Raw genomic sequence first — 12,283 nt, forward strand, 5'->3', positions numbered from 1 at the left:
AGCTTTCCTTTAAACGGGTGATGGTCGCAACATCACCTGTTTTGTTATCGTGTAGTTTTTTCTATGATGATCCTCCTGTCTTTAAGATTGAATTTTACATTTGTTGTTTTTTGAATAATATCCAGCAATTCGATAACTGTGGCGGTTTTCTCCATTCTGCCGTTGAAATGCAATTGTTTTAGTTCGGAATCTTTAAATTCAATATCATAATCATACAATCTGCCAACCTGTTCCATTAATGATTCCAGGGTAGTATTATCAAAGGCCAATATGCCCTCTTTCCATGCTACATAAGGAAACACATCTACTTCTTGCTTCTCTAATGCTCCAGACCATCTATCAAATTGGGCCTGCTGACCGGGTATTAATTGTAATTCTGATGTATTTTTAATGTCTACTTTAACTTTACCTTCAACAAGTGTGGTATATATGATACCCGAGTATGCATTTACGTTAAAAGAAGTACCCAGCACTTGTATGCTCATATCACCGTTATGCACAATAAATGGTTTACTTGGATTTTTTGTCACCTTAAAATATATCTCACCGCTTTCCAGATAAACGACTCTGTTTGCTGAACCATCAAAACTTACCGGATACTTAAGACGAGTATCTGCATTTAACCAAACCTTAGTGCCATCCGATAGTGTCATATTTATAACATCCGCACTTCCTCTCGGATTGGTTAACGTATTGTATGGTACTACTTTCTGGTTTCCATTACTGGCATTCGAACTATAAACTATTTGTCCGTCCGCTAATTTCATAACTTTTACATTTTCCTGAATGGCTAGCGCTCCTTTACTTACCTTATCGAGATATAACTTATTACCATTTGCTAAAGTGATCATTGCCTTGGGGCCTATGGGAGCTTCAATATTTTTCGCAGGTTTTATTGTTTTTACAATTTCATTTCTCCTTTCGAACTTATTTAATAACAAAAAATAACTCCCAACGCCCATCACAAGTAATACTGAAGCTGCTACAGCGATCCGTTTCCAGAGTAGTAGCATACCAATTTTAGGGCTTTCAAAGTTCTTTTCTGCAATTGGAGAAGAGTTTAGGGCTAACCTCTCAACTACCTTATCCCATCCCTTGTCTTCATTATATTGGTAAAATGATTCCAGTTCAGTATTTATCCATTTTTGGCTAGTGAGCTTCTCAAAGAGTGCTCTGTTTTTATCTGAAGCAATGATCCAATTATTAAGGTCATCCTGTCCAGATTCAGACAGAGTTCCTTGCAAAAAATTTATGATCAGATTATCTATATTGTTATTCATGTCCGGCATTATGGGATTGCATTAAAGTAATGAAATAGCCTAAAAACAGATGTAACACGAACAGAACATCATTTTAACTATGCTAAAATTCATTTTTTTTTACAAATTATTGCAAACAACTGAATTACAGGTAATTAAAATTAAAAATATTTTTTCTTAAGAAATGTGATTGCAGGTAATACAGGAAAGACAATAAATAAAAAGTGCAATAGAATACAAACCTTCTTTGTATAGTATTAGGCGTAACTTTTGAAGAGCTTTTGTTTTTTGATTCAATACCGTTTGCGTACTGATTCCCATTTCGGAGGCAACAACGGACGTGCTTTTGCCTTCTATAAAGATAGATTTAAAAATCTGTTTGCATTGCCCGGGTAAATTTTCCACTTCGGCATAAATGATCTGTAATACATTGGCTGTGATCATTTCCTCTTCGCCAAAAAATTCATAAGCCTCAGACAGGTATTCAATTTCTTTGTTGGCTTTATCACGGTACTTACTCTTACGCAAAAAATCAAAACAAGTGTTTCGCACGGCTTGGTAAAGGAAAGATTTTATATCAGGAAGGTTATCAAAATCATTTTTTTTATTCAGCAGTTTTAAAAAAGTATTCACCACAATATCTTCTGCCTCTTCTTTATTATGTACAAGTTTTTGAGCAAAATAGCATAATGGACGATAATAAAGAGCGTACAATTGGCGACAAGCAACCTCTTCTCCATTTCGAAAGCCATTAATAATATTACTATTGTTAAGTACAAATTTCATACTATTGGTTAATAGATCTAGATGGATGGAGGCACGCTATTATTGTAAAAAGCGTTTAATCCGGTTAAGCACTTTAACATGTTAATAGTGTTTGCCTTCAATGTCACCAATGCTTTCGGTTGCTTAGCAAAGGATTTGAACGAATTACATATAAGAAGCAGTAAGGTAAGCAGCGAAGATAAACGGCGATTGCGGCCCACATTTTTCTTTAATTGTAAATTTTCTCCATTCATAAATGAATTCTCATCTTAAGACAATAAACCTCCATTTTCGGGTCGTAAGATAACACTTTGTTACTAATAAATAAATGTGCTTCTAAAATGCAAAAAGTCAATCGAATTCGACTGACTTTGCTTTACCTAACTTTTTCAAGCTTGATCTATCGACTTCGGCCTACTTTTTCAAATATTGTTTAGGAATCGGATTACCGGTACTTTCGGCATCCCATGTAATATTCATCACCCACCAACGGTGCCCGTCAAACATTAATTGCAGACTATTTATTCCACGTTGATAAGGGGCCTTATCCTCTTTGTTTTTGTAGGATGCGTAGGTACTAAACACTTGAGCAATATTTCCATACCGCTGCGTTTCCCTGTGTATTTCCCGCTCGAAAAACCCTTCATTAAGCGTATACTTTACCAATCTTGATATATACTGCTCGACAGAAAGGACCTTTGCGATTACCTTCCCTTCCTTGTTTCTTGCAATAGGCATTAATTTGGCTTCCGGGAGAAAAATCGACGTAATTAAGGATGAATCGCGGGCTTCACCGGCAGAACCAGAGATTGACGCATACAAAACCTCCATCAGGTCATCAATGCTTGAAAACCGTTCCTGAGCCTGAACAATTAAAGTGGAACTGCACAAAAACAGTATCAAAAGAAATTTCTTCATCATAAACTCAGGTTTTTCAAAAGCTATTTATTTTCTGTAATCATCTGAAATAGCTCATCTAATTTAGGAGAAAGCACAATTTCAATTCTACGATTTTTACTACGTGCTGCAGGAGTATTCTCAATGGCGATTGGAGCGAACTCTCCTTTTCCTGCCGCTTCAACACGAGTAGCTTCAAGTTTATGTACTTCTGTAAGATAACGTACAACCGAAGTGGCTCTAAGCACACTTAAATCCCAGTTATCTTTAATCTGACCTAAGTTGACTACTCTGGCATTATCTGTATTTCCCTCTACCAAAATATTAATATCCGGTTGCGTAGAAAGCACCTTTGCAAGTTCAGATAAGGCCTCTTTTCCCTTATTATCAATGATAATACTTCCTGTATCAAAAAGTAATTTATCAGTTAATGATACATATACTTTTCCATTCTTCACGTCCACAGTTAAGCCACTTTCACGGAAACCAAGAAGAGCTTTGGCCAATTTATCCTTTAAAGCATTATTTGCTTCATCACGGATCTTTAAAACAGCCTCTACCTCGTTTAATCTCTTTTCTCTTGCAACAAGATCAGCAGAAAGTTTTCTAATTTCTCCGGTACTTTTGTTATTTAGTTTATTATAGTTTTCAGATAAAAGATCATTTTGGTCTTGAGCCATTCGAAGTTGTTTACCTAAATCGCTGGTGTCTTTTTTCAAGTTAAAAGCAATGGCATTTAAACTATCTTTTGATATCCCACAAGAGTTCAAGGCATTTTGCAGCGAATCGCGATCATTGAGTAAATGCTTGTAATCTTTTTTATTCATCACTACGCATGATGATACTGAGAACATGGTGGCCACTACAAAGGCAGGGAGAGAGTATTTTTTTATCATGGTTCTTTTTGTAATGTTTTAAAAGTAACGAAAAAGCCGAATAAGAATGTATCCGGCTTTCCAAATTTTATTATTATTATTTAATGCGAAATAGCTTGCTGAAGAAAGATATTCAAGGGTAAGATTTCTTTAAAAATAGCAACCACGGTTTCTGATGCTGATGCTGTTGTTAACGCACTGTCATCTAACCGGGAACTGGCAATAAAGCTTTTGTTTTTCAAGAGCTCAATTTCAGGATGATCTTTGGGATAACCTGTAGGTGCGATTTTAAGCTTTTCTTCTTCGCTAAGTTGTCCGAACGTTTTTATAAAAGATTTACTTTCTATAATCTTCTTAAAATCATTTGTATTGTAATCGATTTCCTGACGAATAGCTTTTAAGTGATCGGCAGAGGGCATCCAATAACCACCTGCAACAAAAACTTGTCCCGGTTCTATATGCAAGTAATAACAAGGCCCGTTTACATTTCTGCCTACTGACGAAATAACGATGCCAAAATTCTTTTTATATGGATCTTTATTTTTGCTAAACCGAACATCTCGATAGATACGCATTAAACAATCTTTGCCCTTTAGTTCGCCAATAGAACTATCGAATAATACCATCTTGGATAACAGTTCATCTACAAAGGTTTCAACCTCCTGTTTGGCGACTTCAAAACGTTTCTTGTTGAGTTGAAACCATTCACGATTGTTATTTTTAGAAAGATCGGTTAGAAATTCAAAAGTGGATGTATGTAACATAACTTATAAATAACGATGATCGAATTTAACAGGCGAAAACCAATGAAGCATCAATACTCTTGCTAATCTAAAGTTAATCGGCATAAATAAGAAAATTGCGCCAATCAAAATGCTTAAGTATACCCATGCCGAAGGATCCTTAAATAAATAATACGTAAGAAAACCAAGGATAACACTCTGAGCCACATTCAGGGCATAACTCACGTACATTGCTCCCCAAAAATAGCCGGGTTCCAACTCATACCTTAAACCACAAACAGGACAATTTTTATGCATTTTCTGAAAGTTTCCCAAATCATAGGTTGAATGGGTAAACATATCACCTTTACGACAACGTGGACACTTCTGTTTTAAAATTGCTTGATTTTTTGTTAAGGCCATAATTATTAAGATAATAGAAGTAAGATAAAAGAATAAAGATTTGCAATAGGGCTTTTCAAATTCAAGTTGAGCACAAACAAAAAAAAATCCCGTGCATACGGGATTAATTAAGGTTTAATTTCTCTTCAGGAATATCAATCGTAATATTTTTACGTCTGTATTTTTTATACCAAAGTATTCCAACTCCGGCCACCGCAAAATAAGGCATCACCAATAAGTACAAAATACCACTATTTAGGCCTTTGCCTTTATCTCCGCCATGTTTAATTGACGATTCAACAGAAGTTTTACACATTGGACATTGTGCCATTGACTGAGTATTTACAAATACCAAAGTCATCAATAAAACACAAGTAATAATTATTTTGGGTATTAATTGCATGTCTTAATCTATGTTCAAAAACAACGTACTAGCTGTTATTTTGTTTTTCCTGGAATAATCTAGCTTATTGAAGATAATATGGAGAAATCAGTAAATAAACTACAACTCCGGTTACGGTTACGTATAACCAGATAGGAAAACTCCAACGTGTTATTTTGCGATGCTTGGCCACATCCATTTTCAATCCGAAATAAAAGGATAACAACACCATTGGAAGTACCAAGGCGGCAAGAACAATATGCGTTATCAAAATGAAAAGATAAGTCAATCTCATATTTCCTGCTTGATCCAATTCACCCTGACTCAACAAACCATCGTGATTTAAATCTCCAAATTTGGCTTCTTGTGGAGCCAACCAGTGATAAGCTATGTACGACAACAGAAATAAAGCAGACAGAAAGAAAGCTGTTAGATTTAGCTTCTTATGCGTAGCAATTTTTTTTCTTTTGATGCAGTATAAAGATATGATAAGTAACAAAGAACAAGTTCCATTAATGAATGCATTTAGCTTTGGCAAAATCAATAAAGATTTAGGGTCAACAGCGGGAGCAGGAAGTATCTTTCGATTTAAAATGACTACTACAACGAATACAACTACTGAGAGAACAGCTACGAGGCGAAATATTAATTTATCTGACATTACTTATTGTTTTTATCAGTTGGACAAGTGCCACTGACTACACTTATTTCATTTTATTTTGCGAACGAAGCATTTCTACCGTTGCCACTTTAACGTCTTCAATCAAAGAATCAACATTAAAACGATTCTTGATTAAGTAAATACCTCGAATGCGCTGTTGATTATCAACTAAAACAAAGCGCCGACTTGGAACAACCGTATTGGCAACACTATCAATTTGAATTTCATTAAGTAGATACTGCTGCTTCGCTGCATTGGCCAAAATTAGTTGATCATTGTTTTCAACTAGCCAATTATCTGTTTTAAGGCTATCTGTTAAATAATTTGGATTGGCCGAAAATGTTACAAAACGTACTTCAGGATTTTTGGAGAAGTAATGTACCAACCTTGCCATTTGTTCATTACTTTCCTTATTGGCAGCTAGATTGCTATCGAGCAAGAAATTAGCTAGAAAAACATGATTTTTTACTTCTTGAGGATACATTTTCACCTGGTGATAAATGGTATCCGGAATCTCTTTTCCCTTAACCTTATGAAAAGTAGAAGCCACTTCTTTAGGTCCGAGAACCCGAAGTGGCTTGTAAATATTTTCACCCGTTTTTAGTAGGAAATAACCAACTGATGGTACTACAAAAACAATAAAAAGAACTAAGATCTTCTTAACAAAATTGGGTTTATCAAACATTAGTTTAATACGGGCAACAAAGCATTCCCTTCAATCATCATTAATACTATAAAGTACATGATAAAGAGAATCGGTAAAATGATTCCTAATATAAGACCTACTCGCTCGAATTTAAGGTGCATAAAGTATGCTACGATATAAGCCGCCTTCGCAAGTGTTAAAATGATATAAACTACATTTTTTATATGCTGAGGCATAACTTCGTTTGAAATACCTAAAGCGATAATAAATTCAACTACGGTAATACCCAGAAGGATAAAAAATACTTTCCAAATTAGGCCTTTACCCATGCTGCCGTGCTCCTCGTGATGAGCAGCTGATGTATGTTGTTCGTGTGCTGACATGTTACAATTAATATTTTAGATCAGATATATTAAACCAGGTAGAAGAAGGTAAATACGAATACCCATACCAAGTCAACGAAGTGCCAGTATAATCCGACTTTTTCAACCATATTATAATGACCGCGGCGCTCATATGTACCGGCAATTACATTCACTAGAATAATGATGTTAATAATTACACCTGTAAATACGTGGAAACCGTGGAAACCTGTAATTACAAAGAATAATTGACCAAACTGGACTGCCCCAGGAGTACCATTAGCATTTAAGAATGGATTGTGATGCAAATTCATTCCTTCGTGGATAAGATGCGACCATTCCCAAGCTTGGCAACTTAAAAAAGTAAAACCTCCGATGATCGTTAAAACCATCCATTTAATGACCTCAGCTTTAGATTTACGATGACCAGCTTCAACAGCCAATACCATAGTAACAGAACTAAAAATAAGGATAAAAGTCATTATACCCACGAAAACCAATGGAGCATTCCCATGAATTCCGGGAGCAGATTGGAAAACATAATCAGGTTCAGGCCAGCTAAGGTTTTTGAAACGCATAGCGCCATAAAAAATCAGTAATGCGGAGAAGGTGAAAACATCCGACAGGAGGAAAAACCACATCATCAATTTTCCGTATTCAACAGAAAATGGTGATCTGCCCCCACCCCAAGGATTTGATTTTACTTCATCGATTTGTGCAACAGTACTCATTGAAAAAATTTTAGTGGTTCAAAAGTAAAAAAACATATAAATATATCCATAAGATATCGATAAAATGCCAAAAGATGGATGCTAGCTCCAAGCGAAAGACATTCTTTACCTGCGGTATATTTTTATATACACCTGCCAGGCAAGCGATAAGAAATACCAGACCTCCAATAATGTGCATAGCGTGTGCACCCGAGATCACGTAAAGGAAAGAGCCCGAAGGATTTCCGATAAAAAACACTTTTTGCGCAACTAACTGTTGCCATGCTGTCCATTGTGAACCAAGAAACCCTAGCCCTAATGCGAAAGTGATCCATAAGGCGGTTTTTTGAGCTCCAAAATTCAGCTTCTTCCCTGAAATATAGGCCCAATGCATTGTAAAACTACTCAACACGATTAAGGCTGTTGAAAGCATGAAAACCTTTGGCAATTCAAATTCAACCCAATTTCCTTCCGCTTTACGAACAATATATGCACTGGTAAAAGCACCGATTAACATAATACTGGTTACGATGAACAGCCAAAGAATAAATTTCTTAGGTCGAACATTCAGTTTTGTCTTTTCTTGATCCATTCTAACTGCTTCTACACTCATAATTTATTGATTAAGATCATGATTTGAACAATAGGCAAATACAAAAATGAGCCGAACATCAATTGTAATGCTGATTTAACATCGTTTAAACGATATAAACGTATTGCCTGATAAAGAAATAACACACCCAGTATTAGCGTTACAATTAGATAGGCGTTTCCTGCCATGTTATAATAAACGGGCAGTATACTAACCGGAATAAGCAAAATATTAGAAACTAAAATCCAGGTTGCACTGCTTTTGCTTCTACCCGAACTAGCCGGTAATAAATGAAAGCCAGCCTTGCTATAATCTTCTTCTAATACCCAGGCAATTGCCCAAAAATGTGGAAACTGCCACATGAATTGTATAGCAAACAATAAACCTGGCTCCATTCCGAAATGGTTTGCAAACGCAACATATCCTAATAAGGGAGGCATTGCACCTGGAATAGCTCCGATAAATACGGACAAGCGAGTTACTTGCTTTAATGGAGTATAAACGAATGAATAGGAAAGTAGAGAAAACAAACCGAAAAAAGCAGTTAAATAGTTGACTCCATATCCCAGGAATAGAATTCCAACAATCCCCATTATTAATCCTGCAATCGATGCTTCTAAAATGTTCATCCTGCCCGAAGGTAGAGGACGATCTTGAGTACGACTCATCAACTTATCAAGATTGCGCTCCAGAACCTGGTTGAATGTATTAGCGGAACCTGTTACCAGAAAACCTCCAATTATCAAAGAAACCAAGGCCGACCAGTTAATGTACTCAGTACCCCTTGAGGCATACATGTACGAAATAGCGGCCGAAAACACCACTAACAACGAAAGCCTCATTTTTACCAATTGAACGTAATCGGCCAATTTTGCCGATACAATGGTAGAAAGATCCGCTTTTACTGTTTTTTCTATCAACACGATTCTTATTATTTAGTTAAGCAATGGCTTCTTGCATGTAATCGATTTTCGAAAAACACAATACTGCCCAAAATTGAATTCCAAACATTAAACAGCCAACCAATACATGTAACGTTTGCGCGGCCGGAGGTAATGAGAGGTAAGCCAAAGCAATCCCGGTAATTAGCTGCACTACGACTAGAGCTGCATTACAGTAAACTAATTTCTTTAGTGTATTGTCAGATTTAAGCTTACGAAATGCAAACCAAATCCATCCACTAATTGCCAGTACTGCAAAAGCTAATTCTCTATGAATTATAAATGCCGAACCAACTTTGCTAACCCATTGATCCCGACCTTGAAAATTAAGCGCCGCTGAAATTTCATCAATCAACTCACGAACCTGGGTTCCTAAAAGGATTTGTAATGCCGTAAGAACTAAAAGAATTATCAGCATTACTTTTGTCGAACCCATTTTCATTGCTGCTATAAATGACACGTCAATCTTCCGATCTTTAGCGTACTCATACAAGTAAACGTATAGAGCTAAAATTATAAGCGCAATGAGCATATGGATCGTTACCATGTATGCCTTCAAATTACTATCCACTACTTTGGCTCCTACCCACCCTTGAAAACCAATCAGCAAAAAACTAAACAAGCTAAGCCAGAATACCTTTTTACGGTGAGTTTTTAGATATGGAATAGAAAATAGTAATGTAGCAATGGCTGCAAAACCTAGTATTACACCAGCCAGCCTGTTTAAATATTCTGTCCAGGTGTGTGCAACATTGAATTTTGCATAATCATGCTTGGTGTACTTTTCCCAATCTGCATGATTAAAAGTAGGCCCGGCTGTAAGATCTTTCTTGGCTTTATACAAAGCCTCATTCCAAATTACGATATAACCTTTCTTAAAGAATTTACCTTCAGAAAACGTTAATTCATCAATGGTTGTAGGTGGAACATAATGCCCGAAGCACTTTGGCCAGTCGGGACAACCCATACCTGAACCTGTACTTCTAACAATTCCTCCTGCCAAAATGACAAAGAACAATAATACTATTGTAACGAAATTGATCTTAAGAAACTTTCGTTCGACCCTACTCTGCATTTTTCAAATAAAATTATTCTTCGACTCCGCTCAGTGTACCAGTATAGCTGAGCGGAGTCGAAGACTTAATTAGCTTTTTCAGCTTTTTGTTCATCACTCACTGTTAAGTGCTTAGCTTGGTAAAATTCGTGCACAAATTGTGTTTCATCACCATGATAGCCAAAGTCTTCAGGAGTGTTAGAGCTAATTGTTTCAGAGAAAGGAACGTTTTGAGGAATGAAATCCTGCACAGCACCTGGTTTGCTATAGTCGTAAGACCAACGGTAAACAGTTGGTATTTCGCCTGGCCAGTTTCCATGAATGTGCTCAACAGGCGTAGTCCACTCAAGTGTATTTGAGTTCCAAGGATTTTGAGGAGCTTTCTTACCTCTGAAAATATTAACGAAGAAGTTATAAAGGAACAACAATTGACCAAGAGCTCCAATGATAGCTGCAATTGTGATAAATTGATTCAATGGCAACCACTGTTTAAACTGCTCAAACTCAGTGAACTCATAATAACGACGAGGAACACCGTCTAAGCCCATAAAATGCATTGGGAAAAACACCAGGTAAGCTGAAATAAATGTCATCCAGAAGTGTAGGTAACCCAATTTATCATTCATCATCTTACCAAATAATTTTGGATACCAATGATAAACGCCGGCAAGCATACCAAAAATAGCAGCACAACCCATTACAATATGGAAGTGGGCAACTACGAAATAGGTATCGTGAAGGTTAATGTCCAAAGAAGCATTACCCAAGAATAAACCTGTTACACCACCTGTAATAAAGAATGATACCAGACCTACAGCAAACATCATTGCAGGGGTAAAACGAATATTACCTCTCCACAAAGTCGCCAAATAGTTAAATGTTTTTACTGCCGAAGGTACTGCAATGATCAACGTTGTGAACATGAACACCGATCCAAGGAATGGATTCATACCGGTTACGAACATGTGGTGACCCCAAACGATAAACGAAAGGAAGGTAATTCCTAACAATGAAATAATCATCGCACGGTAACCGAAAATTGGTTTACGTGAATTAGTGGCAATAATTTCAGAGGTAATACCCAAAGCAGGCATAATAATAATGTAAACCTCCGGGTGACCTAAGAACCAGAATAAGTGCTGGAACAGAATAGGACTACCACCGGTGTTAGGCAACGCTTCACCGCCAATAAAAATATCAGACAAGTAAAAACTTGTACCGAAGCTACGGTCAAAAATCAAAAGAATTACAGCAGAGAATAAAACAGGGAATGCTAAGACACCCAAAATTGCTGTAAAGAAGAATGCCCAAATTGTTAACGGCATTTTAGTCATTGACATACCTTTAGTACGCATGTTTAATACAGTACTAATGTAGTTGATACCACCCATCAATGATGAAGCGATAAACAATGCCATTGAAGCTAACCAAAGAGTCATACCCAAACCTGAACCAGGCATCGCTTTTGGCAATGCAGAAAGTGGAGGGTAGATCGTCCATCCACCACTAGCTGGACCTGTTTGGATAAAGAATGATGAACACATAACTACACTGGCTGCAAAGAAGAACCAATAAGAAAGCATGTTCATAAATGGCGAAGCCATATCACGTGCACCAATTTGGTAAGGAATCAACAAATTGGAAAACGTACCACTTAACCCCGCTGTCAATACAAAGAATACCATGATGGTACCGTGAATTGTTACCAATGAAAGGTAAAAGTTAGGATCTAGTCGACCTCCAGCTCCCCATTTACCAAGAATCACCTCAAGGAATGGGAACTCTTTATCAGGCCAAGCTAATTGAATACGGAATAAGATGGAAAAAACCATTCCTATCACGGCCATGATAATACCAGTGATAAGAAATTGTTTAGCAATCATCTTGTGGTCCTGACTAAAAACATACTTGTTCAGGAATGTTTCATGATGATGCTCATGACCGTGGTCGTGTGCATGATCATGATGTACGGCAGCAGGATTGCTTATTGCTTGAGTAGCCATAGTGCTAATATT

Annotated in this window: 15 protein-coding genes; all 15 read right to left on the minus strand. The window is 36.8% G+C overall.

The genetic code is table 11. The annotated features are described in order from the left end of the window. Positions 1 to 44: 44 nt before the first annotated feature. On the minus strand, positions 45 to 1,280 hold the full coding sequence (locus tag FN756_RS02285) for a FecR family protein (RefSeq protein ID WP_185955157.1): 1,236 nt from the start codon (positions 1,278 to 1,280) through the stop codon (positions 45 to 47). Positions 1,281 to 1,436: 156 nt separating this feature from the next. Continuing rightward, positions 1,437 to 2,045, minus strand: a complete 609-nt coding sequence (locus tag FN756_RS02290) for an RNA polymerase sigma-70 factor (protein ID WP_142601100.1) — start codon at positions 2,043 to 2,045, stop codon at positions 1,437 to 1,439. 393 nt (positions 2,046 to 2,438) lie between these two features. After that, positions 2,439 to 2,945, minus strand: coding sequence for a hypothetical protein (locus FN756_RS02295; protein WP_142601102.1), 507 nt, complete (start codon positions 2,943 to 2,945; stop codon positions 2,439 to 2,441). Between the two features lie 20 nt (positions 2,946 to 2,965). Continuing rightward, entirely contained in the window at positions 2,966 to 3,817 is an 852-nt protein-coding gene (locus FN756_RS02300) for an OmpA family protein (protein WP_142601103.1), read from the minus strand. An 80-nt stretch (positions 3,818 to 3,897) separates the two neighbouring features. Beyond that, on the minus strand, positions 3,898 to 4,560 hold the full coding sequence (locus FN756_RS02305) for a DUF2461 domain-containing protein (RefSeq protein ID WP_142601105.1): 663 nt from the start codon (positions 4,558 to 4,560) through the stop codon (positions 3,898 to 3,900). 3 nt (positions 4,561 to 4,563) lie between these two features. After that, positions 4,564 to 4,941, minus strand: a complete 378-nt coding sequence (locus FN756_RS02310; RefSeq protein ID WP_142601106.1) for a DUF983 domain-containing protein — start codon at positions 4,939 to 4,941, stop codon at positions 4,564 to 4,566. Between the two features lie 103 nt (positions 4,942 to 5,044). After that, positions 5,045 to 5,323: a hypothetical protein gene (locus tag FN756_RS02315; protein WP_142601108.1), complete on the minus strand. Its 279-nt coding sequence runs from the start codon at positions 5,321 to 5,323 to the stop codon at positions 5,045 to 5,047. A 64-nt stretch (positions 5,324 to 5,387) separates the two neighbouring features. Beyond that, entirely contained in the window at positions 5,388 to 5,963 is a 576-nt protein-coding gene (locus tag FN756_RS02320; protein WP_142601109.1) for a DUF420 domain-containing protein, read from the minus strand. Between the two features lie 43 nt (positions 5,964 to 6,006). After that, positions 6,007 to 6,648 carry a hypothetical protein gene (locus FN756_RS02325; protein ID WP_142601111.1) on the minus strand — a complete coding sequence of 214 codons (642 nt, stop codon included), beginning with the start codon at positions 6,646 to 6,648 and terminating at the stop codon, positions 6,007 to 6,009. Further along, the gene (locus FN756_RS02330; protein WP_142601112.1) at positions 6,648 to 6,992 is read right to left on the minus strand and encodes a cytochrome C oxidase subunit IV family protein; all 345 of its coding nucleotides are present in this window, start codon (positions 6,990 to 6,992) and stop codon (positions 6,648 to 6,650) included. The genes FN756_RS02325 and FN756_RS02330 overlap by 1 nt, the downstream gene beginning before the upstream one ends. A gap of 29 nt (positions 6,993 to 7,021) precedes the next feature. Continuing rightward, the gene (locus FN756_RS02335; protein WP_142601114.1) at positions 7,022 to 7,702 is read right to left on the minus strand and encodes a cytochrome c oxidase subunit 3; all 681 of its coding nucleotides are present in this window, start codon (positions 7,700 to 7,702) and stop codon (positions 7,022 to 7,024) included. A 10-nt stretch (positions 7,703 to 7,712) separates the two neighbouring features. After that, positions 7,713 to 8,294 carry a cytochrome c oxidase subunit 3 gene (locus FN756_RS02340; RefSeq protein WP_142601115.1) on the minus strand — a complete coding sequence of 194 codons (582 nt, stop codon included), beginning with the start codon at positions 8,292 to 8,294 and terminating at the stop codon, positions 7,713 to 7,715. Further along, positions 8,291 to 9,196, minus strand: a complete 906-nt coding sequence (cyoE, locus tag FN756_RS02345; RefSeq protein ID WP_142601117.1) for a heme o synthase — start codon at positions 9,194 to 9,196, stop codon at positions 8,291 to 8,293. Before cyoE ends, FN756_RS02340 begins: the two co-directional genes overlap by 4 nt. A 16-nt stretch (positions 9,197 to 9,212) precedes the next feature. After that, on the minus strand, positions 9,213 to 10,289 hold the full coding sequence (locus FN756_RS02350; protein WP_142601119.1) for a COX15/CtaA family protein: 1,077 nt from the start codon (positions 10,287 to 10,289) through the stop codon (positions 9,213 to 9,215). Positions 10,290 to 10,354: 65 nt separating this feature from the next. Beyond that, positions 10,355 to 12,271: a cytochrome c oxidase subunit I gene (locus FN756_RS02355; RefSeq protein ID WP_142601121.1), complete on the minus strand. Its 1,917-nt coding sequence runs from the start codon at positions 12,269 to 12,271 to the stop codon at positions 10,355 to 10,357. Between the last annotated feature and the right edge of the window lie 12 nt (positions 12,272 to 12,283).

Source organism: Solitalea koreensis (assembly GCF_900182575.1).
Classification (GTDB): domain Bacteria; phylum Bacteroidota; class Bacteroidia; order Sphingobacteriales; family Sphingobacteriaceae; genus Solitalea; species Solitalea koreensis.